Source organism: Erwinia sorbitola (assembly GCF_009738185.1).
Taxonomy (GTDB): domain Bacteria; phylum Pseudomonadota; class Gammaproteobacteria; order Enterobacterales; family Enterobacteriaceae; genus Erwinia; species Erwinia sorbitola.
In genome coordinates, this window is sequence record NZ_CP046509.1 from 2,055,315 (window position 1) to 2,078,100 (window position 22,786).

At 52.9% G+C, this 22,786-nt stretch carries 25 protein-coding genes; 11 read left to right on the top strand and 14 right to left on the bottom strand.

The window, feature by feature from the left end:
- Nucleotides 1-274 precede the first annotated feature (274 nt).
- Nucleotides 275-1,486, bottom strand: a complete 1,212-nt coding sequence (punC, locus tag GN242_RS09210) for a purine nucleoside transporter PunC (RefSeq protein ID WP_156287331.1) — start codon at nt 1,484-1,486, stop codon at nt 275-277.
- Nucleotides 1,487-1,600: 114 nt separating this feature from the next.
- Here punC and punR point away from each other — a divergent pair, with 114 nt between their 5' ends.
- The gene (punR, locus tag GN242_RS09215; protein ID WP_156287332.1) at nt 1,601-2,518 is read left to right on the top strand and encodes a DNA-binding transcriptional activator PunR; all 918 of its coding nucleotides are present in this window, start codon (nt 1,601-1,603) and stop codon (nt 2,516-2,518) included.
- Nucleotides 2,519-2,535: 17 nt separating this feature from the next.
- Here the strand turns inward: punR and purR are convergent, their stop codons facing one another.
- The gene (purR, locus tag GN242_RS09220; RefSeq protein WP_154751365.1) at nt 2,536-3,561 is read right to left on the bottom strand and encodes an HTH-type transcriptional repressor PurR; all 1,026 of its coding nucleotides are present in this window, start codon (nt 3,559-3,561) and stop codon (nt 2,536-2,538) included.
- 296 nt (nt 3,562-3,857) lie between these two features.
- Here purR and cydH point away from each other — a divergent pair, with 296 nt between their 5' ends.
- Nucleotides 3,858-3,947, top strand: coding sequence for a cytochrome bd-I oxidase subunit CydH (cydH, locus tag GN242_RS09225; protein WP_154751364.1), 90 nt, complete (start codon nt 3,858-3,860; stop codon nt 3,945-3,947).
- A 64-nt stretch (nt 3,948-4,011) separates the two neighbouring features.
- On the opposite strand, the gene GN242_RS09230 is transcribed toward cydH, so the two are convergent.
- On the bottom strand, nt 4,012-4,914 hold the full coding sequence (locus GN242_RS09230) for a C40 family peptidase (protein ID WP_156287333.1): 903 nt from the start codon (nt 4,912-4,914) through the stop codon (nt 4,012-4,014).
- Nucleotides 4,915-5,301: 387 nt separating this feature from the next.
- On the opposite strand from GN242_RS09230, the gene GN242_RS09235 reads away from it, so the two are divergent.
- Nucleotides 5,302-5,640 carry a Grx4 family monothiol glutaredoxin gene (locus tag GN242_RS09235; RefSeq protein ID WP_062743464.1) on the top strand — a complete coding sequence of 113 codons (339 nt, stop codon included), beginning with the start codon at nt 5,302-5,304 and terminating at the stop codon, nt 5,638-5,640.
- 76 nt (nt 5,641-5,716) lie between these two features.
- Here the strand turns inward: GN242_RS09235 and rnt are convergent, their stop codons facing one another.
- The 5 genes from rnt to eptA form a co-directional block, all read right to left on the bottom strand.
- A complete protein-coding gene (rnt, locus tag GN242_RS09240; protein ID WP_154751362.1) occupies nt 5,717-6,385 on the bottom strand; it encodes a ribonuclease T in 669 nt (222 codons plus the stop codon).
- A 96-nt stretch (nt 6,386-6,481) separates the two neighbouring features.
- Entirely contained in the window at nt 6,482-6,889 is a 408-nt protein-coding gene (gene gloA / locus GN242_RS09245) for a lactoylglutathione lyase (protein ID WP_154751361.1), read from the bottom strand.
- 87 nt (nt 6,890-6,976) lie between these two features.
- On the bottom strand, nt 6,977-8,077 hold the full coding sequence (locus tag GN242_RS09250; RefSeq protein ID WP_154751360.1) for an alkene reductase: 1,101 nt from the start codon (nt 8,075-8,077) through the stop codon (nt 6,977-6,979).
- Nucleotides 8,078-8,120: 43 nt separating this feature from the next.
- Nucleotides 8,121-8,711, bottom strand: coding sequence for a TetR/AcrR family transcriptional regulator (locus GN242_RS09255; RefSeq protein ID WP_154751359.1), 591 nt, complete (start codon nt 8,709-8,711; stop codon nt 8,121-8,123).
- A gap of 38 nt (nt 8,712-8,749) precedes the next feature.
- Nucleotides 8,750-10,387, bottom strand: a complete 1,638-nt coding sequence (eptA, locus tag GN242_RS09260; RefSeq protein ID WP_156287334.1) for a phosphoethanolamine transferase EptA — start codon at nt 10,385-10,387, stop codon at nt 8,750-8,752.
- Nucleotides 10,388-10,726: 339 nt separating this feature from the next.
- Here eptA and GN242_RS09265 point away from each other — a divergent pair, with 339 nt between their 5' ends.
- Together GN242_RS09265 and GN242_RS09270 are read left to right on the top strand one after the other, a co-directional pair.
- Nucleotides 10,727-10,966, top strand: a complete 240-nt coding sequence (locus tag GN242_RS09265; RefSeq protein ID WP_156287335.1) for a DUF1289 domain-containing protein — start codon at nt 10,727-10,729, stop codon at nt 10,964-10,966.
- Between the two features lie 89 nt (nt 10,967-11,055).
- A complete protein-coding gene (locus tag GN242_RS09270; RefSeq protein WP_154751356.1) occupies nt 11,056-11,952 on the top strand; it encodes an aldo/keto reductase in 897 nt (298 codons plus the stop codon).
- Nucleotides 11,953-11,982: 30 nt separating this feature from the next.
- Here GN242_RS09270 and GN242_RS09275 read toward each other — a convergent pair whose 3' ends face one another.
- From GN242_RS09275 to GN242_RS09285, 3 genes are read right to left on the bottom strand one after another with little or no spacing between them, the layout of a single operon-like run.
- The gene (locus GN242_RS09275; protein ID WP_156287336.1) at nt 11,983-13,983 is read right to left on the bottom strand and encodes an FUSC family protein; all 2,001 of its coding nucleotides are present in this window, start codon (nt 13,981-13,983) and stop codon (nt 11,983-11,985) included.
- On the bottom strand, nt 13,980-14,837 hold the full coding sequence (locus GN242_RS09280) for an efflux RND transporter periplasmic adaptor subunit (protein WP_156287337.1): 858 nt from the start codon (nt 14,835-14,837) through the stop codon (nt 13,980-13,982). Before GN242_RS09280 ends, GN242_RS09275 begins: the two co-directional genes overlap by 4 nt.
- A 9-nt stretch (nt 14,838-14,846) precedes the next feature.
- Entirely contained in the window at nt 14,847-15,083 is a 237-nt protein-coding gene (locus GN242_RS09285; protein WP_156287338.1) for a DUF1656 domain-containing protein, read from the bottom strand.
- A 150-nt stretch (nt 15,084-15,233) separates the two neighbouring features.
- Between GN242_RS09285 and slyA the strand changes: the two genes are divergently transcribed.
- The gene (gene slyA / locus GN242_RS09290) at nt 15,234-15,671 is read left to right on the top strand and encodes a transcriptional regulator SlyA (RefSeq protein ID WP_154751353.1); all 438 of its coding nucleotides are present in this window, start codon (nt 15,234-15,236) and stop codon (nt 15,669-15,671) included.
- 47 nt (nt 15,672-15,718) lie between these two features.
- On the opposite strand, the gene GN242_RS09295 is transcribed toward slyA, so the two are convergent.
- Complete coding sequence (locus GN242_RS09295) at nt 15,719-16,186, bottom strand: outer membrane lipoprotein (protein ID WP_154751352.1); 468 nt, start codon at nt 16,184-16,186, stop codon at nt 15,719-15,721.
- Between the two features lie 276 nt (nt 16,187-16,462).
- Between GN242_RS09295 and anmK the strand changes: the two genes are divergently transcribed.
- The 5 genes from anmK to pdxY all read left to right on the top strand — a co-directional run bounded on the left by anmK (nt 16,463) and on the right by pdxY (nt 21,023).
- Nucleotides 16,463-17,581, top strand: coding sequence for an anhydro-N-acetylmuramic acid kinase (gene anmK / locus GN242_RS09300; protein ID WP_154751351.1), 1,119 nt, complete (start codon nt 16,463-16,465; stop codon nt 17,579-17,581).
- A 62-nt stretch (nt 17,582-17,643) separates the two neighbouring features.
- Nucleotides 17,644-17,964, top strand: a complete 321-nt coding sequence (locus tag GN242_RS09305; RefSeq protein ID WP_154751350.1) for an MliC family protein — start codon at nt 17,644-17,646, stop codon at nt 17,962-17,964.
- A gap of 64 nt (nt 17,965-18,028) precedes the next feature.
- Nucleotides 18,029-18,685: a pyridoxamine 5'-phosphate oxidase gene (gene pdxH / locus GN242_RS09310; protein ID WP_154751349.1), complete on the top strand. Its 657-nt coding sequence runs from the start codon at nt 18,029-18,031 to the stop codon at nt 18,683-18,685.
- A 132-nt stretch (nt 18,686-18,817) separates the two neighbouring features.
- Entirely contained in the window at nt 18,818-20,092 is a 1,275-nt protein-coding gene (gene tyrS / locus GN242_RS09315; protein WP_154751348.1) for a tyrosine--tRNA ligase, read from the top strand.
- Between the two features lie 70 nt (nt 20,093-20,162).
- Nucleotides 20,163-21,023 (top strand): pyridoxal kinase PdxY, encoded by an 861-nt coding sequence (gene pdxY / locus GN242_RS09320; protein WP_154751347.1) that lies wholly within the window; start codon nt 20,163-20,165, stop codon nt 21,021-21,023.
- Nucleotides 21,024-21,073: 50 nt separating this feature from the next.
- Here pdxY and gstA read toward each other — a convergent pair whose 3' ends face one another.
- Both gstA and GN242_RS09330 read right to left on the bottom strand, forming a co-directional pair.
- Nucleotides 21,074-21,679: a glutathione transferase GstA gene (gene gstA, locus GN242_RS09325; RefSeq protein WP_156287339.1), complete on the bottom strand. Its 606-nt coding sequence runs from the start codon at nt 21,677-21,679 to the stop codon at nt 21,074-21,076.
- A 98-nt stretch (nt 21,680-21,777) separates the two neighbouring features.
- The gene (locus tag GN242_RS09330) at nt 21,778-22,695 is read right to left on the bottom strand and encodes a LysR family transcriptional regulator (RefSeq protein WP_156287340.1); all 918 of its coding nucleotides are present in this window, start codon (nt 22,693-22,695) and stop codon (nt 21,778-21,780) included.
- Nucleotides 22,696-22,786 lie beyond the last annotated feature (91 nt).

The following is a 22,786-nucleotide window of genomic DNA, read 5'->3' on the forward strand; positions in this document are numbered from 1 at the left end:
AGAATAGTCAATTTCTACAGATATGTGAGAGCAATCACGGCACATGCCGCGGTCTGATATCCGACGTTAAAAAAGAGGTTTGATTTGAATCTGGCAGAGGTCGTAACTGAGTCACGCGGAACAACATCATGACAACCTTGTCAGAATCTAACAGTGGACGATGACCAGAAGCCACCATCCACTCAAAAATGTTGTTAAGTTGTTATTTTATAATGCGCTATGAAGTATATGCTCACGCACAGCAATATTCAACGCATTATTGTTAGTGTGCTAATTAAATGTTTTTACAAGATTTTACCTGGCCGTCAGTGCGGTGAAGCGCCTGCTTTTGCTCCGCAGAGCGTTGGACAAGGTAACCGATTACAGCCAGAACGATGGTGCTCGCCATCACCAGCGTTGTTGTGCGCAGCGGCGACTGAATCCATGCAGACACGGCCAGACTGGCTAAAAAGCAGAGGCCGAGCTGCAACATATTCTGTAACGCAGCGGCCTTGCCGGTAGCCTGGGGGAAGGGCAGTAGAGCACTGGAGACGACAACAGGATAGATCGCACCATTTGCCATCGCCATACCGCAGAACGGCAGCAGCAGCGCAAACAGTGAAGGCTGTGACTGATGTGACACCAGATAAAGCGCAACGGTACTCAGCGTGTAGAATGCCAGCAGCCATGGCAGCAACTGACGCCCGGCATAGTGATTCAGCAGGGCCCGGCAGCCAAACCCACCAATAAGAAACGCCGCAGTTTGCGGAACGTAGCTCAAACCGATATCCGCAGGTGTTAAGCCAAGATTACCCAGGATAAATGGTGAGCCGGTCAGCCATGCAAAGAAACTGGCGGAACAGGCGGCATAAATCGCCACGTTCCCGCTGTATACCGGCGACTTTAGCAGGGTGAAAAAGCCGGGTGCGGGGGGCTTTACCGCCGCTTTATCCACCAGCGGTCTTGATGGCAGTCGCAGCGTAGGAATCAGCAGCGTGACGCTAACCAGCAGCAGGACGACGAAAATAGAGCGCCATGAAAAATGTTGCAACAGCCATGCACCCAGCAGCGGTGCCAGCGCGGGGGAGAGTGCAACCAGCGGCATTATGGTGGCAAACACGCGGTTGGCCTGCGGGCCGCTGTAACGGTCAACCACCAGCGCCTGCCAGCTTACCGCTGCGGCACAGACACCTACCGCCTGAAGGAAACGCATGGCCAGCAGCCAAAAGGCAGACTCTACCCACAGCATGGCCGCACAGCCAATAATAAACAGGCTCAGGCCCATGATTAATACCGGCTTGCGACCGATGCGGTCAGAAAGCGGGCCCCATACCAGCTGGGCGCAGGCAAAACCGGCGAGGAAGATACTCAGGCTGGCGCTGATGGCTCCGGCACCTGTTTGCAGATCCTGCTGCATCACGCCAAATGCGGGCAGGTACATATCAGTAGCAAGGAAGCCCAGCATACTGAGCAGCGCAAGGTAAATCATAAATCCTTTGGAACGCATATTTATTAACTCTTATCAGACAATTTTTTTACGTGTGGAGTTTAATCTCGTGCTGAGTCACCTGTGAAACGTTAATATTAGCGGGTTGCAGTGAAAAATATTGAAGGCAAAAATATGTGGTCTGAACATTCTCTGGAAGTGATTGATGCTGTCGCCAGAACGGGCAGCTTTACCTCTGCGGCGGCAGAGCTGCATCGCGTACCCTCGGCGATCAGTTATACCGTGCGTCAGATGGAAGAGTGGCTGGCAATCAGCCTGTTTGAACGTCGTCATCGCGATGTGGTACTGACAGAGGCAGGTCGTGTTTTTATTGAAGAAGGGCGGGCTGTTATCAAAAAAATGCTCGTCACCCGTATCCGCTGCCAGCAGGTGGCTAACGGCTGGCGCGGGCAAATCAATATTGCTGTCGACCGGATTGTGCGCCCGGCCCGCACCCGGCAGCTGGTGGTGGATTTTTATCGGCGTTTTCCGGATATGGAACTGCATATCATGCCAGAAGTTTTTAACGGGGTGTGGGATGCGCTGGCAGATGGTCGCGTGGACGTGGCGATCGGAGCAACCCAGGCGATCCCGGTCAAAGGGCGCTTTGCCTATCGTGATATGGGAAGCCTCAACTGGCGTTGCGTGGTGCAAACTGAACATCCATTATTCAGTCAGGATGGCCCGTTAAGCGAGGCGCTGATCCGCGAGTGGCCATCACTGGTACTGGAGGACACCGCACGCGCATTACCAAAACGCACCACCTGGACGCTGGATAACCAGCGGCGGCTGGTGGTGCCCGATTGGGAGAGTGCTTTTGACTGCCTGCGCGCCGGTTTGTGCGTGGGGATGGTGCCCGGGCATTTTGCGCAACCGTGGTTGCAGCAGGGGGTTCTCGGCGAACTGACGCTGACAGCAGCGTTTCCTGACAGCCCCTGCTATCTCAGCTGGTCAGAGCAAAGCGCATCGCCTGCATTAAACTGGCTGCTTGAATATCTGGGGAACACGGAAACGCTTAACGCTGAATGGCTGAGTGAACAACCCGGCCTGTAGCCGGGTGGGGACAGAGCTTATCGACGATAGTCGCGGTACGGGCCATCGGCAACGGAGCGGCGCTCAATCAGCGATGGATGAACTTCAATGGTCTGCGGCTCTTCGCGCTTGCTGGTGATGCGATCGAGCAGCATATCAAAGGCAGTTTCACCCAGGCGCTCTTTTGGCTGGTGTACGGTCGTCAGCGCAGGGGTAAAGTAACGCGCGTTGCGCACGTTATCATAACCGATCACCGAAATATCCTGCGGCACGCGCAGCCCCATCTCATCTGCTGCGCAAATCGCCCCCATTGCCATAATATCGCCGCCGCAAAAAATGGCTGTCGGGCGCTGTTTTTGCGATAAAATCTGTTGCATGGCGCGATAACCTGACTCGGGTTCAAAGTCACCTTGCACCAGCCACTCATCGCGCAGGGTGATCCCCGCTTCTGCCAGCGCTTTGAGGAATCCCGCATGGCGACCGCCGCCGGTATTACGCTCAAGCTGTCCCGGAATCGCACCGATATCGCGGTGCCCGCGCTCAATCAAATAACGCCCAGCCAGATAGCCCCCTTCAAAGGCATTATCCTGTACGCTATCGGTGAAATCACCGCGCGACTCGCCCCAGTCCATAACCACCATTGGAATATTGCGATTATCTTCCAGCATGGAGATTAGCGTATCGGGATACTCTGAACACATAACCAGCAGGCCATCAACGCGCTTTTGCGCCATCATCGACAGGTACGCCTGCTGCTTTTGCAGGTCATTATGCGCGTTGCCTAAAATCAGCGTATAGCCTTTGGCAAAGCAGCGGTTTTCAATCGCTTCAATAATCTCAGCAAAATAGGGGGCTTCACTGGATGTTGCCAGCAGACCAATAGTTTTGGTGTGGTTGACCTTAAGACTGCGAGCCACGGCGCTGGGGGAATAGTGCAACTCTTTAATTGCTGCCCACACCGCTTCGCGCGTCTCTTCGGCTACAAAGCGCGTTTTATTAATAACGTGGGACACTGTGGTGGTTGAAACACCTGCGCGCTTTGCCACATCCTTAATTGTTGCCATTAAAATCGTACTCCTGGTGTTATCATAACATCTTGATAACTAATTGGTTAAACGTTTGCCTGGGTACAGCCATTCCTGCCCGAACAGAATAAATTTAGGTGCTGTCTCAAAGGGGCTGGAAGGGGTAGAATCGTCCGTAGAGTGACATGCAGTACTGGCTAAAAAAAAGTTCCCGGGTCTGTTGCGCAACGGAAAGGACGAATTCTAACAAGGCTGCGCGCAGAAAACGAGATTTTTACAGGTAACTGTGGGAAAATATGTTGGCTTACAAATAACAAGGTTATTAAGGAGAGGGGATGAACACTGATATGAAAATGACAGCTATTGCTGTTGTGGGTTCACTGCTGATGATTATTGCGTTTAGTTTTACGGCTGTAATGCACTAAATCCTAACGGGAAGGGGTAACTCTCTTCCCGTATAACCTTTATCTAAATGGCAATGGCTTTACATCAGCGAATGGTTTTAGGCGTCATCATACGGCGCGCGCCGATGTAGTGTTCCTGCCAGTAATCCTCGCTCAATGCGCTGACCTGAATATCCTTCCCGGTACGCGGTGACTGGATAAATTTGCCGCCCCCAAGATAGACGCCAACATGGTCAGCGGTTCCGCGTCCGTTAATACGGAAGAACACCAGGTCGCCTTTCTCTAACTCATCGCGCTTAATCGCAGCGGCATCGCGCAAGTGATACATTTCATTAGCAGTGCGGGGGATCTTGAATTTAACCAGGTCTTTATAGGCGTACCACACCAGGCCACTGCAATCGAAACCGGTTTTGGGTGAGGTGCCGCCCCATTGATAAGGCTTACCAAGCTGCCCCATCAACTTATTCATCGCGGTTTCGCGGGCTTTCTGATAGCGCGCACGGTGAGCCTTACTGAGTTTCAGCGGGGCGCTGCCCGGTTCAGTCATGTCACTTTCGACTGTTTTGCTACCCGCGCGTTTACGGCCATATAACTTTTTACCCGCTTTCTTATTAGCAGCGAGTTTTTTACTCAGCGTCTGTTTCTCTGCCTTTAACTTGCGCGGCGGTTCAACGGCAGTTTTTTTCTTCTCTTTATCTTTCAGTTTTTTTGCCAGAACGAGGCGCGCAGCTTTAGATGGCTCTTTTTTGGTGGCGGCGCGAGTGGGTTCTTTTTTAGCGGTAACCTTGGTTTTTTTAACCACAGGTTCTTTCGCTTTTTTGGTCGATGTGGTTTTGACCGGGCGACGTTTACGGCGATCGTCTGCGTGAGCACTGTTGCTATCAGCTTTCTGCTGATTTGCATTAATAGGGGCATGTGGCGATGCGTGCGCCATATTGAAAAATAGCTGGGTGAAAGCCAGTATGAAGAGCGTGATAAGTAAACGCATCGTTCCCATTAACAGTTTGTGCGCTGCTACGACACAGCAACGCGGTCAGAAAAGAGATTTCCGCTGTAAGGCAGAAGGTTAGGGCAATTCTAATCTAACTTCTTAACAAAGGGTAAGGTCTTTTTTGTTTCAATATTACAGATCAAGAAAATGATGGAATATTGAACACAATCAGCTGTTTAACTCAGCAATAAAAACAAATTTAATCCTGTCTGGTGCAGCAGCCATGATAAGAAAATGTTATTTTGTTTCCTGGTATTGTCTATTGGCTGCATTTTCACCAGATACCCTATGTGAAAATGTCATTTTCATCACCATGACAGAGCCGCTACAATAACAAGGCTGCGCCTAGCCTACACATGAAGTATCGTATTGAGGAAGACATTTATGAGTACTGTTGAAAAAATTCAACGCCAGATCGCTGAAAACCCTATTCTGCTGTATATGAAAGGTTCTCCGAAACTGCCAAGCTGCGGTTTCTCTGCGCAGGCTGTGCAGGCACTGTCGGCATGCGGTGAGCGCTTCGCGTTCGTTGATATTTTGCAGAACCCTGACATCCGTGCTGAAATGCCAAAATATGCTAACTGGCCAACTTTCCCTCAGCTGTGGGTGGACGGTGAGCTGGTAGGCGGCTGCGATATTATCATTGAGATGTATCAGCGCGGTGAGCTGCAACAGTTGATCAAAGAGACTGCGCAGAAATATCCGTCTGACGCCGCAGAGTGATGCCGGCTTAGTGTCAGCATAAAAAAACGGGCCTGTTATGGCCCGTTTTTTTTTGCTGAATACAAGGGTAAATAGCTTACTCCTCGCTGTCGTCACTCCCGGCGTCAGCAGGCAGCGGCCAGCCGCCAAGACGCTTCCAGCGGTTCACCAGCTCACAGAACAGATCGGCAGTTTGCAGGGTGTCGTACAGGGCAGAGTGCGCCTGTGCATTGTCAAATGGTAACCCCGCAGCGGTACAGGCTTTCGCCAGAACCGTCTGACCCAGTACCAGTCCGCTAAGGGCAGCCGTATCGAAGGTGACGAACGGGTGGAAAGGGTTGCGCTTCAGCGCGGCACGTTCGGCGGCGGCATTCATAAAATTCAAATCGAACGTCGCGTTGTGCGCCACCATAATTGCCCGGCTACAGCCGCTCTCTTTAATCCCTTTACGCACCAGTTTAAAAATGGCATGCAGGGCTTCGTACTCGCTGACTGCGCCGCGCAGTGGATTTTCTGGATCAATGCCGTTAAATGCCAGTGCTTCAGGTTGCAGAACTGAACCGACAAAAGGCTCAACGTGGAAATGGATGGTTTCATCCTTCTCCAGCCACCCGTTGTCATCCATCTTAAGCGTCACCGCCGCGATTTCCAGTAATGCGTTTGTTTTGGCGTCAAAACCAGCGGTTTCAACATCAATAACGACTGGATAAAAACCGCGAAAACGGCTGCTAAGGGTATTCAGTTCATTCGATTCAGACATCAGCATCTCACAGGCGAAAAAAGGCAGCGCGTATTATGGCAAATTTTAGCGGGGGTTGCAGCAGAGGAGGGAAGGAGGGTGCCAGAAAGGCACCCAAAATATTTAATGGCCGAGGCCTTTTCCTGCTTGTTTATTCTCGATTAGCTCGATTTTGTAGCCATCCGGGTCTTCAACGAAGGCAATGATCGTGGTGCCACCTTTAACCGGGCCAGCTTCACGGGTAACATTGCCGCCATCATTGCGGATGCGATCGCAGGTTGCAGCCACATCATCTACGCCCAGCGCGATATGACCGTAAGCATTACCCAGCTCATAGCTGTCAACGCCCCAGTTGTAAGTAAGCTCAAGGACGGCACCTTCGCTCTCTTCGGTATAGCCGACAAATGCGAGGGTGTATTTATATTCGGTATTTTCACTGGTGCGCAGCAGGCGCATACCCAGCACTTTAGTATAGAAATCAACGGAGCGTTGCAGATCGCTCACGCGCAGCATGGTATGAAGTAAACGCATAACATCCTCTTTTAAATCGGCGTCATCATTGATGACGTAAAAAAACCAGTATAGCTTTTATGCCATCCGGTGCGAACCCTTGTAGCATTAACCGAGGAACGGATAGTCGGTATAGCCTTCCGCGCCGCCACCATAGAAGGTTTCAGGCTTAGGTTCGTTCAGCGGTGCACCGTTTTGCAGACGGGCTACCAAATCCGGATTGGCAATATAGCTGCGACCAAAGGCAGCGGCATCAATCAGCCCCTGTTCGATCAGTGTCTCCGCTTTTTCCGCTGTATAACCACCTGCGCCAACAATTACGCCGGGGTAAACAGCACGGATCGCCTGGCGGAATTCGTTGGTGTAAGGTTTGCCACCGGCCCAGTCAGGCTCGGAGATATGCAGATAGGCCAGCTGACGTTTCGCCAGTTCAGCAATAAAGTACAGCGCTGCTTCTTCCTGGTCTTCGCCGTTATCCAGACCATTAAAAGGTCCCAGCGGTGAGATACGGATGCCGATGCGGTCGGCACTCCAGCCTGCAATAGCCGCATCAACCACTTCGAGAGCAAAGCGGGTGCGATTTTCGATGCTGCCGCCGTACTGGTCGTCGCGCTGGTTAGAGGCCGGTGAGAGGAACTGGTGAATCAGGTAGCCGTGAGCAGCGTGCAGTTCAACCAGGTCAAAATCAGCTTCCCGGGCATTGATGACTGCCTGACGGAAATCACCCACGATACCGGCGACCTCTTCAGTAGCCAGAGCGCGAGGGGTGGACGTGGCTTCGCGGATAGCGTTCCCCTCTGCATCACGCAGGGAAGTACGGGTTTCTGCATTAATCGCGGACGCTGACACCGGAGCCTTACCTTCAGGTTGCAGGCTGGCATGAGAAATACGCCCGGTGTGCCACAGCTGCACTGCGCTGTGACCGCCATCCTGATGAATACCGGCGTTAATCGCTTTCCAGGCGCTGATTTGCTCTGCTGTGTGCAGTCCTGGCGCTCCGGCATAGCCTTTGGCCTGGAAACTGATCTGCGTGGCTTCGGTGATAATCAGCCCGGCGGATGCGCGCTGGCGATAGTACTCACCCATAAGTGGAGTAGGAATATCGCCCGGCTCAATGCTGCGCAGGCGCGTTAACGGCGCCATAAAAATACGGTTCGGTACAGTAATAGCACCGGTTTTCAATGGGGTAAAAAGCTTATTCAGTTTCATAACTTACTCCTGGTAGACCGGTCGACTAGAAAGGGTGTTTTTTTTAATCTTTACGCAAGATTCGCGTCATTTCATGCCATGCATTGAGCAACGGAGCATTATCACGGCAGATTTTACTTTGCAGGCTGGCACCCAGCCAAAGGGTATAAAGCGTTTGCGCACACTCTGCACTGTTGACTTCCCTGGACAAACATCCCTGCTGCTGCGCCTTCTCCAGCGCACTCGTCAACGTCGCCATCAATGCATTCGAACCTGCATTTAACGCCTTGCGCATGGCTTCTGAGAGATCGCAAACTTCAGCAGAGAGTTTCACCGACAGGCAGCCAGCGAAGCTGCTTTCCTCACAGAATGAGAGCGACTGAAGATAGTAATCAAGCACGCGCTGGCGCGAATCACTCTGATGATCGTCAAGATATTCCTGCAAGCGTTGATGGTAACGGGCGAAATAACGCTCCAGCATTTCAACGCCAAACACTTCTTTAGATGGAAAGTAATGGTAGAACGACCCTTTTGGCACTTCTGCCTGTCTCAGCAACTCAATCAGGCCCATACCGTTGAAGCCGCGCTGCAGGCAGAGCAGCTCACCGGTATCAAGCAGATGTTCACGTGTGTCAAAGCGGGTCGTCTTATTCATCGCAGCAGAGTACTAGACCGAACGGTCGGTTTCAACCCTCAACTGCTTTTACGACACGAATGGATCATATCCAGCGTGGGCTGATACTCCCGGGTCTGCACATTCATCATTCCCAACAGGGTATGGAAAATATTGTCCTGTGAGATATCAACCGTCTGAGCCTGCTGTTGCAGACACTGCTGGTCGACGCCAAATGCAGCGGCGTAATCCGGTGACATCCAGAGTAAAAACGGGATATGTGTCTGCTGGCTGGGTGCAAATACGTAAGGTGCACCGTGCAGATACATTCCGCGCTCGCCCAGGGACTCTCCATGGTCAGAGAGATACACCATCGCCACGTTATATTTATCACTGTACGATTTCAGCAGAGTAATGGTGCTGTCCAGCATGGAGTCAGTGTACAGAATCGAATTATCGTAAGTGTTGACCAGCGCCTGATGGTCACAGTCCTGAATCTGGTTACTGTCGCAGGTTGGCGTAAACTTGCGCATCGAATCCGGATATCGCAGGTAGTAAGCCGGCCCGTGGCTGCCCATCTGATGCAGCACAATCACTGTGTCATCTTTAACGCTGTCGATATAGTTGTTGAGGCGGTGCAGCAGCACCTCATCAAGGCAGTAATCGCTTTTACATAACTCGCTAACCTTCCACCTGGTCATATCGGTATGGGGTACCCGATCGCAGGCACCTTTACAGCCGCCGTCATTCTCGCGCCACAGCACATTGACTCCGGCGTGCGCCATCACATCCAGCAACCCCTCCTGATGCCGGGCGAGCGCTGCGTCATACCGGGTGCGTGGCATATTGGAGAACATGCAGGGCACGGAGATGGCGGTTTCCGTGCCGCATGAGGTGGCATTACGGTAATAGATAACATTGTCCTGCTTCAGTTTCGGGTTGGTTTCCCGGGAATAACCCCCGAGTGAAAAGTTTTCCGCCCGCGCGGTTTCACCCAGCACAAAGATCACCAGTGTTTTCTTCTTCTCGCCGCTAATAACCGGGCCTTTTCGCGCATCAGTACCGATTTTTATCAGCGTCTGATCCCCGGCAAACCAGCGGTTATTAACGTAGTGGCCGATGCTGCTCACCACGTTTACCGGCGTGATCATTTTCACCAGGCCTTTGTTGTTGCGGATCATTGAGGCGTAATCTTTATAGAACAGCGCAGCCACCAGCAGCACGATGAGGATGGCCCCAAGAGAGGTCAGCAGACGCCAGACAAATGACATCCACCATGGGCGGTGATTTTCAATACGCGTATAAAGCATGATAACGACGGGTAACACGCCCAGCAGCAGCATCCAAAGCAGATATCTGGCGCTAAAGAGGGCGGTTGCCTCTTGCAGATCTGTTTCGAATACGTTCTGAATCATATTGGTGTCGATCACCGTGCCGAAGCTGTACATAAAGTAGTTAGCAGCGGCGCTGAAGACGATCAGCAGCAGCAGCAGGGGTTTACGCAGCCACGGCAGCGCCAGACAGTTAAAGATTATTAAAAAAGCACTGAACAGCACGACGGGAATGGTTGCTGCATACAGATAGTCGCGTACATGCTCAAACGGAATACTGGCCCATGCACGTAACAGGAAAATACCGTTAAGGATCAGTGCAAAAAACAGTGCCGCACAAAAATTGAAAGTGATTTCGTTACAACGTAACTTATTCAGGTGTTTCATGGTCTTCCAGCATCAGAATATTCTGCAACAAGAGTAGCCGGGAAATATTAGTTAAACCTTAACTTTGGTTAAACATAGAGATAGGCCATCGGCGTTGGGCTGCGGAATTTAGTAAGCAATGGTAAAAACTGACGAATACGCACTGGATGATCGATACGGTACCCCATAGCGGCGGCATGCTACCCATGCTGTGCTGTTGGCAAGGCAGGTGTTGAGCGAAAGTGTGAACATACCGCGCACCTTGAGCGACAATTTTCGTAAAAATCATCGCATCGCGCTTGCGGACATGGGATCAGCCGTCTTCAATGAAGAGAGAGGATGAATAAACCAGGAGTCGCGGTGGCCGAACAATTAGAGTTTTTCCCGGTACCCAGCCCGTGTCGGGGTATTTGTCAGGTAAATGAGCGCGGCTACTGCCGTGGCTGCCTGCGTAGCCGGGAAGAGCGCTTCAGCTGGATGAGCTACAGCGACGCACAGAAACGTGAGGTTCTGCGCCTCTGCCGCCTGCGTATTCAGCGTCAGCGCCGCATCGGGACGCCGGAAGTGCCTGATGAACCTGAGCAGCCAGCACTGTTTTAATCCCTGCGAGATCCCGTGCTGTTATGGCAGCACCCTGATAGCGTATTATGCGTCCAGCTAATTTGCTAACGGGTAACGGGAGTAACAAGATGCCAGAACGCGTACAGATCGCCCCACAGGGGCCATTATTTTCACCGCTGGTGATGGGATACTGGCGGCTGATGGAGTGGGGAATGACCTCACAGCAGCTTGTAGAATTTATTGAGCAACATCTGGAAAGCGGTATCAGTACGGTGGATCATGCCGATATTTACGGCGGCTACCAGTGTGAGGCAGAGTTTGGCAAAGCACTGCGTCTGCAACCCTCCCTGCGCCAGCGTCTGGAGCTGGTCACCAAATGCGGCATCGCCACCACGGCAGATCCGCAGCATGCTCTCGGTCACTACATCACTGACGCTGCGCATATTATCCATAGCGCGGAGAATTCACTGCGCTATTTTAATACCGACTACCTTGATCTGCTGTTAATACATCGTCCCGATCCGCTGATGGATGCCGACGAAGTCGCTGGTGCATTTCAGCATCTGCATCAGAGCGGCAAAGTGAAATATTTTGGCGTCTCTAACTTTACCCCGGCGCAATATTCGCTGTTGCAGTCGCGTCTGCCTTTCACTCTGGTTACTAATCAGGTTGAGATCTCTCCGGTGCACCAGCCGCTGCTGCTGGATGGCACGCTGGATCAGTGTCAGCAGATGCGGGTCAGACCGATGGCCTGGTCATGTCTGGGGGGCGGCAGCATGTTTACCTCTCCTGAGTATCAGCCGCTGCGCGATGAGCTGGCGCTGATCCAGCAGGAGACGGCAGCAGACAATATAGAACAGCTGATCTATGCCTGGATTATGCAGCTGCCGTCGAAGCCGCTGCCAATCATTGGTAGTGGCAAGATTGAGCGGGTCAGGCTGGCGGCGAAAGCTGCTCACATCTCCCTGTCACGTCAGCAGTGGTTCCGCATCCGCAAAGCCGCACTTGGCTATGATGTGCCGTAAAGAGGGCTGCCAGTCCCACGGCAAATACCTTTAAGTTGTCTGCAATCGCGATAGCGAACAGTACAAACGCCAGATAACCCCGGCAAGCTCGATCTCCTCTGCCTGCCGGGAGTCACTCAGTTTATTAATACGCTCCTGCAACGTTTTTAACGTATCGTTGAGGGGATTATGATGGACGCCTCGTTCGCTGATTATCGATTGTAAATCACGCAGCACAGCGTCGCGTATGCTGGCCAGCGCGGCTGAATCTGTTTTCCATTCGCGCAAAATCCACGCTACGTGCGAACAGTTCAGCAATACCACTCCCCAGCGCATCAGCCAAAGGTGCGCCTGCTCGTCACGACTGTTTTTGAGCTGGTTAATATGATGATAAACCACGGATTCAAATTCATTCTTACTGAGCCGTGGATGCCTGCCCAGCTGGTTAATAAACTCACGGCGCAAAGCCCGTATATGGCGTCTGCCGCGGCGCTTATCGGAACTGGGGCGCAAGATACTATAGGCAAGCCAGACCAGGGCAACACCTAAGACTTTGGCCAGATTCTGATTCATAAAATCCTGATAGTCATAGGTGGGAGGATTGGTAAGTGCCAGAAATGAACCCATAAAAACAATCAGTTGCCCCCAAAGAGCAGCCCGTTTTTTTTGCTGTAGCTTGAGTAGCTGCATGGTGATAAGCAGTGGAAAGAGCACCACCAGGAACTGCCAAAGCACCGTGACCTGCACCATAAACCCAAACTTCATTACAAAGGTGAAAAGTGACAGCAATCCCAGGGTCTTAATCAGCAGCGTAGCACTACTGACGGGCGAGGGCGAAGATGAATAGAGTACGCAGCTGATGGCAGCCAGCGTCAGTGCAGAATCACCGGCATCCCACTGAGTGATGATGCAAAATCCAGTGGCAAGGAAAATAACGCTGAAGGTACGCAGGGCATTCCAGCTGGCTTCCGCGCCGTCTGACTCACTGGCCAGTGAGGGCACCGCCGGTGGATTAAGATCCGTATGATTGTCTGCCCGCTCAAACTGACGTAGCCAGCGTGCAATATTCAAATACAGCCAGCAGAAATAGCGTAACCGCTCCCAGAAAGCCCGGTGCCGGTAATCCGCACTGTCGGTGGGTGCGGCACGGTATAAGATCTTCGCCAGATAATATTTATCCGTTTCGCCTCTTACAATTGCCTCCAGCAGTTCATGCATCGCAGTGAACATGCTTTCCGGCGGATTATCCCAGTTCAGCAACATGCGGCGCAGGCTGGAGATTACGCTGGTCAGGCGCAGCTGCTGGTGTAATACATATTTCAGAACATTGTTCTGGCGGCGGAAGCGATAATGGCTCCAGAATGCCTGAATTCGTAACAGGTTAATCGTCAGAATCTCACCGATAACATTTTCGTGAGCCTGGCGGATCGTGAGGGTATCCTCTTTCTGCAACAGCATCATTGCGTGGTCGATCAGCTTACTGTGCATCTCTTTCAGCGAGTTGATCAACGCGTCCCCATCGGAGGTGCTGGGCAGGATCATCATCATCAGTGCGCCACATAAAATCCCGGAGATCACCTCGCATACCCGCGCCTGAGCAATCGTCCATATACTATTGATCTCAACCACATTAATAGTGGTAAACGCGATGATGGCTGCGGTATAACCCGCCAGGGAAAAGGCGTATGCCACATTGTTTTGATGATGGTTGGACACCCAGGTACACACGGCCAGCCACCCTGAAATAGAAAAGGCGAAAAGCCAGGGTTCGTCCAGCGTATGACCGGCGATAATCAGCGCCGCCGTGGCACCAAGCATACTGCCCACGATGCGCCCGAGGCTTTTACTGATAACGCCGCCTACGGTAGGAAAACTTACTACCGCAGCAGAGGTCATTGCCCAGTATGGCTCATCCAGTTGCAAGCCATACGCGATACTCAGCGCCAGACACATGGCGATGGTATTACGCAGCGCATAACGCCACTGCGGGCTGGTGGCTTTTAGCCATGGCAGTTGTTTAAGATCCAGCAGCGTGAGGTTAACAGGTTTCATTGTTCAACGGAGATGGTGCAGGTGGTTCCGGCGACCAGCAGCAAATTGGGTGGAGTATTGGTCAGGCGGATACGTATTGGCACGCGCTGGGCCAGCCGCACCCAGGGGATATTCGGTTTAATATCGGGTACCAGACCGCTGTCAGATTCGATGCTCTGATCGTAAATGGCGCGACCGATACTCTCCACAACACCGGTTAACGGCTGGTTATTACTGTAGAGGACGATATTGGCCGCCGCACCCGTGTGGATATGGCGCAGTTTGGTCTCTTCAAAATAACCCATGATGTAAAACGAATGACTGTCTACCAGCACGAACAGCGGCGAGCCGGTTGAAGCATAGTTACCCACGCGGGTTTCAAGGTTGTTGATCCAGCCGTCGGTCGGGGCGTAAACCTTGGTTTGCGACAGGTTCCAGCGTGCGCGATCCAGTTCAGCCTGTGATGCTTTGGCGGTGGCGACCATGGCCTTAACAGTCAGATTAGCTACATCAAGATCTTCTTCTGAAATGACGTTGCGCGGCAGACTCTGACGACGATGTGCCTCATGTTGTGCTTTGACAAGGTCTGACTGCGCTTTTGCCAACTGAGCTTCGGCATTCAACACCGCGATGCGATAAGGCTCATCATCAAGGGTAAACAGCAGGGTGCCTTTCTTCACAAACTGGTTATCTTCCACATCCAGCCCTACGATACGCCCGGCGACCTGAGGGGTAATATTAACCAGTTCAGCCCTGACTTTCCCATCACGCGTCCAGGGGGCCTGCATATAAAAGTTCCATAACCACCAGCCGGCACAGAGTGCCACCGCAAAGAAAATTATTGTGGTGAAGTACTTAAGTGAACTCAGATTCATAACATTACATTACCTGATGATCAGCAGCCCCAAAGCGGCCGCGATGCAGAGAATAAACAGGGAAAGATCCAATAAAGTGGGGTGCCAGATCTCACCCGAATACATCCAGTCACGAAGCAACGGGTGAAGCAGCAGCCAGAAAAAAAAGCCCAGCAGAACAGGTTTGAACAGCGGTGGGAAAAAAAGCGAATCTCCGAAAACCAGTTCGGTGATGGGGCTGGTAGCAGGCAGAATTGACGTTATCACACACAAAATTCCTATGATTGGCACAATGCAGGCGAAGCATAGCTGAAGAGATCCCTCTGCCGATGATGGATTTGTGTTTTACCTTGTAAACTCGCAGAATAGTCTAAAATCATGCTTGATAGCTAGCAAGCTAATTATAAGGGGTGGGAATTGGATACAACTCTGGGAACAGACCTGTCAAGGCTGGTGCGCATCTGGCGCGCATTAATTGATCAACGATTAAAACCGCTGGAGCTGACGCAGACCCACTGGGTGACGTTACACAACATCCATCAGCTTCCGCCGGAGCAATCGCAAATCCAGCTGGCAAAAGCCATTGGTATTGAACAGCCTTCCCTGGTGCGGACACTCGACCAGCTGGAAGAGAAAGGGTTAATTACACGCAGTACCTGCGCCAGCGATCGCCGGGCCAAGCGTATCAGCCTTACTGAGCAGGCCGCGCCGATTATTACTCAGGTTGAGCATGTTATTGAGGCCACCCGTGATGATATCCTGGCGGGGATTTCGCAGCCTGAGATCGACAAAATGGTCACGCTGATTGCCAGGCTGGAAAAAAACATTCTTGAGCTTCACGGAAAAGACGAATAAAAAAAACCGGCATAATAAGCCGGTTTTTTTATGCCAGTCGCCCGGCATTAGCGTGGGGAAACTGTTACCTGGCTGCCGTTTGCGGCCATTGCCACGCGCTGACCAACAGAGTAGCGGCTTGCCGCCTGTTTCTGAACCACGATGATAGTGTTGCCATCATCTTTGCGGATTTCCAGCTCTACGCCCTGACTTTTGTTCATGGCGCCCTGAACGCTCTGACCGGCAACACCGCCTGCTACCGCACCTGCTGCGGTTGCCAGCTTACGTCCGGTACCGCCGCCAACGGAGTTCCCAAGGAAGCCACCCAATACCGCACCACCAATTGCACCGATCACGTTGGTGTCATCGCCACCCTGAATCTGAACGGGACGAACAGCGACCAGCGTACCGTAGGTGACTGTCTGGATCTGCTTGGCCTCAGAGGCGCTGTAAACATCACCGGACAGCGTATTATCATTTACACAGCCAGCCAGCGTTATCCCGGCAAGCGCCACGATTAATAAACGCATCATCATCTTTAAAACTCCTATGTGTAGCAGTCGCTGCGGATCGTCGGGCAGCGGTCAAAGTCGCTATTATAAGGCACAAGCGGTGCATTTCTTACTATTAGTTTGTAAAAGCACCGCAGAAAGATAACTGCAATTGCTTAAACAAGGTATCAATCACCGTGAAAAATGCCTGCTGGTTCACAGAGCAAAGAAAAGATCACTAAATCATAGAATTGCCGCGTCAATTTTGCCAGGCTGGCGCAATAAAACTCATACACCCCGCAGACGGGATAAGGCGAAGGCATGAAATCAGGGCGATTTATTGGCGTTATGTCCGGCACCAGCCTCGACGGCATTGACGTGGTGATGGCAGTAATTGATGAACAGATGGTAGCCCAGCAGGCCAGTTACAGTCATCCGATCCCCCAGGAGCTGCGTCAGCAAATTCTGGCGATCTGTCAGGGCCAGTCGCTGACGCTGTCGCAGTTAGGGCAACTGGACACCCGCTTAGGTCGGCTGTTTGCTGAAGCCGTTCAGGCGTTACTGAAACAGCAGGGGCTGTCAGGCGAAGATATTACCGCCATTGGCTGCCACGGACAGACCGTGTGGCATGAGCCGCAGGGGGATGCGCCGAATACGCTGCAAATTGGTGACAATAACCAGATTGCAGCCGCGACCGGCATCACCGTCGTGGGCGACTTCCGGCGGCGTGATATGGCGCTGGGCGGGCAGGGCGCTCCGCTGGTTCCGGCTTTTCATCATGCGGTATTAATGCATCCCGGCGAGCGCCGTATGGTGCTGAACATCGGTGGTATTGCGAACCTCTCACTGCTACTGCCTGGGCAGAAGCTGCGCGGATTTGATACCGGCCCCGGGAATATGCTGCTGGATGCCTGGATCTGGCGTCAGCAGGGCAAACCCTATGATAAAGACGGAGCATGGGGAGCCGGAGGCAGCGTGGTCTGGCCGCTGTTGCAACAGATGCTCAACGATCCCTATTTTTCCCTCAGCGCGCCGAAAAGCACCGGGCGTGAATATTTCAACCTCAGCTGGCTGGAGCAGCAGCTCTCATCCTTCCCGGGCTTACCTGCGCAGGATGTCCAGGCAACGCTGGTGGAGCTGACCGCCACCACAATTGCGCAGCAGGTTTTACTCAGTGGAGGCTGCGATCGTCTGCTGGTGTGCGGCGGCGGCGGCCATAACCCACAGCTCATGGCGCGTCTGGCGGCACAGCTGGCGGGAACGGAGGTGACGAGCACCGACAAGGCGGGTATCAGCGGAGATGATATGGAAGCGCTGGCTTTTGCGTGGCTGGCATGGTGCACACTCAGCGGGTTACCGGGTAATTTACCGTCCGTTACCGGCGCACGCGAAGCCAGTGTGATAGGCGCTATATTCCCGGCAAATCGGCCTTTTCGCTGATTGCATCAGCGCAAATGGTGATTTAGCCTGAACAGCGATCCCGTAACTTACAGGAATGAACAATGAAAAAGTGGTACACCGCCGCTATGCTGGTGGCATTGTCAGGATGCAGCTATTTTCAGACCGCCACGCAGGAGCAGACCAGAACGTTGCATTATACCTGTGGCACGCTGCCTTTAACGGTCAAACTGGATAACAGTAAAGGCGAAGTGAGTCTGATACTCGACGGACAACAGCTGGTGCTGAAAGAGCAGCCAGCGGCCTCGGGCACGCGCTATGCCGACGACCATTACGCCTTCTGGTCTAAGGGTGACAGTGCCTTTATTGAGCGTAATGACAAGATCATTATCAATGATTGCCACCTGCAAGAGCCAGCATCTTAATCCATTGAACTATTGTGGGGTGCGGCGCACAATGCCGTATCCTTACTTATCAGAAGCCAGAGCAATGACCGACAGCGACCATCTGCAACAAATTGCCCATCTGCGGCGTGAATACACTCGGGGCGGCCTGCGCCGTAAAGACCTGCCAGCTGACCCGTTAGCCCTTTTCGAACAGTGGATCAACCAGGCGGTGGACGCGCAGCTACCGGATCCAACCGCGATGAGCGTGGCGACGGTTGATGAGCGCGGGCAGCCCTATCAGCGCATCGTACTGTTGAAGCATTTTGATCAGCGTGGCCTGGTATTTTACACCAACCTCGGCAGCCGCAAGGCGCAGCAGCTGGAACAAAATCCGCGTATCAGCCTGCTGTTCCCATGGCATATGCTTGAGCGCCAGGTGATGGTGCTGGGAAGCGTTGAGCGTCTCTCCACCCTCGAAGTTCTGAAGTATTTCCACAGTCGGCCACGTGACAGCCAGCTCGGGGCCTGGGTATCGAAACAGTCCAGCCGTATCTCGGCTCGCGGCATCCTTGAAGGTAAGTTCCTTGAACTGAAGCAGAAGTTCCAGCAGGGCGAAATCCCCTTGCCGAGTTTCTGGGGGGGTTACCGCGTAAAAATTGACTCAATGGAGTTCTGGCAGGGCGGTGCTCATCGCCTTCATGACCGTTTTTTCTACCAGCGTGAAGATGACGCGTGGAAAATCGACCGTCTGGCACCCTGAACAGGAAATATTGCCCTAAATGGGTGGATCGCAGCGGCCTGGCCCTTTATTCTATATCCTTCATTTTTTTCCGCGTCCCGGCGGAAAGCTGTGTACCAGCTTAGGTGCAGACTTTTTCACATGGAGTCTTAGATGGCCAGCAGTAACCTGATCAAACAATTGCAAGAGCGGGGCCTTGTCGCCCAGGTAACGGATGAAGATGCGTTAGCAGAACGACTGGCACAGGGGCCAATCTCTCTCTATTGCGGCTTCGATCCTACCGCCGACAGCTTGCACTTGGGGCATCTGGTGCCGTTGCTCTGCCTGAAACGTTTTCAGGATGCCGGACATAAGCCAGTGGCTTTAGTCGGTGGCGCAACTGGCCTGATCGGCGACCCGAGCTTTAAAGCAGCGGAGCGCAAGCTGAACACCAGCGACACCGTGAGTGAGTGGGTTGAAAAAATTCGCCATCAGGTTGCTCCGTTCCTCAATTTCGACAGCGGCGACAATAGCGCTATTGCGGCCAATAACTATGACTGGTTTGGCAGCATGAACGTGCTGACCTTCCTGCGTGATATTGGCAAGCACTTCTCTGTTAACCAGATGATTAATAAAGAAGCGGTTAAGCAGCGCCTGAACCGTGACGATCAGGGGATCTCCTTTACCGAATTCTCTTATAACCTGTTGCAGGGTTACGACTTTGCCTGTCTGAACGAGCGCTACGGCGTAGCATTACAGATTGGCGGCTCCGATCAGTGGGGTAACATCACCTCAGGTATCGACCTCACCCGTCGTCTGCATCAGAATCAGGTGTTCGGTCTGACTGTGCCACTGATTACTAAATCTGACGGTACTAAATTCGGTAAAACTGAAGGCGGCGCAGTATGGCTGGATGCGAAAAAAACCAGTCCATATAAGTTCTACCAGTTCTGGATTAATACCGCAGATAGCGATGTTTATCGCTTCCTGAAGTTCTTCACTTTCCTGAGCATTGAAGAGATCAACGCGCTGGAAGAGGAAGATAAGAACAGCGGTAAAGCACCGCGCGCCCAGTATGTCCTGGCAGAGCTGGTAACTCGCCTGGTACATGGCGAAGAAGGCCTGGTAGCCGCACAGCGCATTACCCAGAGCCTGTTCTCGGGTGCACTGAGTGAATTGACTGAGCAGGATCTGGCGCAGCTGGCGCAGGACGGCATGCCAGGGGTAGAGCTGGAAAAGGGCCTGGATTTACAGCAGGCGCTGGTTAACACCGAGCTGGCTCCATCCCGTGGTCAGGCACGTAAACTGATTGATGCGAAATCCATCAGCATCAACGGTGTGCTGCAAACCGAGGCAGAATATGCCTTCGTTGATGCTGACCGCCTGTTTGGCAAATATACCCTGCTGCGCCGTGGCAAAAAGAACTACAGCTTAATCAGCTGGAAATAAAAATATAATCTGAGTAACAGGAAGCCGGCGATGCCGGCTTTTTTCAGGCAAGCAAGGTCAGAGTCTCGCGATGAAAAATATTCTCTCTATCCAGTCCCATACTGTTTTTGGTCATGCCGGAAACAGCGCAGCAGAATTCCCGATGCGGCGCCTTGGCGCAAACGTTTGGCCACTTAACACCGTTCAATTCTCAAACCATACGCAATATGGTCAATGGGCGGGTTCGGTAATGCCTGCCACGCATTTGACTGATATTGCCAGCGGTATTGCGGCCATTGACCGCCTGAAAACCTGCGATGCCGTGTTAAGCGGTTATCTCGGATCCGCCGAGCAGGGCGAAGCTATTCTTGAAATTGTTCGCATGGTTAAGGAAGCCAACCCGAAGGCATGGTACTTCTGTGATCCGGTAATGGGCCATCCGGAAAAGGGGTGCATCGTGGCCCCTGGCGTGGCTGAGTTTCACGCTAAAGCCTCGTTACCTGCCAGCGATATTATTGCGCCCAATTTGCTGGAGCTGGAGATGCTCAGTGGACATCAGGTTACCGATGTTGCCCAGGCAGTAGCGGCAGCACGTGAACTGATTGCTAAAGGGCCGAAGGTGGTGCTGGTTAAGCATCTTGCTCGTGCCGGTTACCGCAGTGACCGTTTCGAAATGCTGCTGGTCACCGCAGATGAAGCCTGGCATATTGCCCGCCCGCTGGTTGACTTTGGTGTGCGCCAGCCTGTAGGTGTTGGCGATCTGACCAGTGGACTCTTGCTGGTGGATCTGCTGCACGGGCTTTCTCTACAACAGGCGCTGGAACATGTCACCGCCGCCGTATACGAAGTTATGCTGAAAACCCATCAGATGGGCGAGTATGAGTTGCAGCTGGTCGCGGCACAGCAGGCTATTGCTGAACCACAACAGCATTTCACGGCTGAAAAACTGTAACCGACAACTGTTTTCAGGCTATTTGGGCAGGTTTCGCCTGCCCGTTATCCTCAGTTCAGACCTTCAGCCTTGAGCGCTTCCATAACGTCAGGGCGCTCTGCCACCCGATCAAACCATTCGTTAAGTGCATCCAGTCCGGCCAGGTTTAGCTTCAGGGCGTGCGCCCAGCGAGTAACGGTGAACAGATAAGCATCTGCCACGGTGAAGCGCAGGCCCATCAGCCACTGTTTCTCTTTCAGCTCGGCATTCACATACTGAAATTTCTGCTCCAGAAGCTCCCGACTCAGCGTCTTGTAATCCTCCGGCGTACCCGGTCGAAACAGCGGGCTGAAACCCTTATGCAGCTCCGTGGCAATAAAATTCAGCCACTCCAGGGTGTGGTAGCGTGTCAGGCTGCCTGGGGGAGCCAGCAGCTGGCGGTCAGGCTTCAAATCAGCAAGATACTGCACAATCGCCACGCCTTCGGTGAGCACTGAACCATCATTAAGCTGAAGGGCCGGAACCTGCCCTTTAGGGTTGATCTGCAAATAGTCTTCACCCTGCTCGGTCTTTTTGGTCCTGGTATCCACGGTGATCAGCGTGAAATCAAGGCCGCTTTCGCGCAGCACAATATGTGGTGACAGTGAACAGGCACCAGGTTTACAGAACAGCTTCATTGCTCGCTCCTTTTTTTCCTCAGATGAACTAATTTAGCTTAATGCCGAAGCGGGGAAAAGTCTGCGCAGCAAAAGATATAAGCCGTTTTTTTTGCCGATTATTTAACCTGTGACAAATTCGGCCCTCTTAAACTGTCAAGCGCAGGCAGGGATGTGCGCGCCAGATCCCAGAATGCGCGAACTTTGGCGGGCATATATTTTACACTCTGTGCTACCAGCTGCACCGGCACCGCTGAAGGCCGAAATTCCGCCAGCACTTCGCATAGCGTGCCTCGTTGCAGGTCATCATAAACCTGATAGGAGAGCAGGCGGGCGATGCCTTTATTGCCCCGGGCCGCAATCAGCTGCGCCTCCACTTCATTAACCGTGAACCTCGGCGTAATACGGACTCTCTCCTGGTGTGCTTCACCGCCGAAACGCCACTCGCGCTGTGCTGCGGGGGCTGCGCTGGCGATAAGATGATGCCCGGTCAGCATCGCGGGCGTGAGCGGCGTGCCACAGCGCCTGAGATAGCCCGGACTGGCCACCAGCATGCGTTGTACCTGACCAACCTCAGTCGCTATCAGCGAAGAGTCACGCAGCTGGCCAATACGCACCGCCATATCCAGCCCCTGTTCGATCAGATCCTGATAACTGTCACTGAGCATCAGATCAATCTGGATATCGGGATAAAGCTCAAGAAAAGTCAGCACCAGCGGGGTGATATGCTGGCGTCCGAACTGTACCGGGGCCGTCAGACGAATTTTGCCACTCAGCTGATTGCCCGCGCTGGCTGCTAAAGCCTGTTGATAATCCTCCAGCAACCCCTTTGCCCGCTCAAACAGCGCCAGCCCGGCGGAGGTGGGCGACAGTCGCCGGGTGGTGCGCTCTATCAGACTTACCGCCAGGCGGCTCTCAAGGGCGGCCAGCGCGCGTGTGACGGCCGCCGGAGAGCGTCGCAGCGTACGTGCCGCAGCGGCCAGACTGCCCTGCTGAACCACGGCCACAAAAACCGCCATTTCATCCAGTTTATCCATGATTATTCCGCCTGGCGAAATTATGAATTGCTATTTTTGCCCGTTTACCCTGTTTTCAGCAAGAGTAAGCTGGCAAAAAAACTGGAGGTAA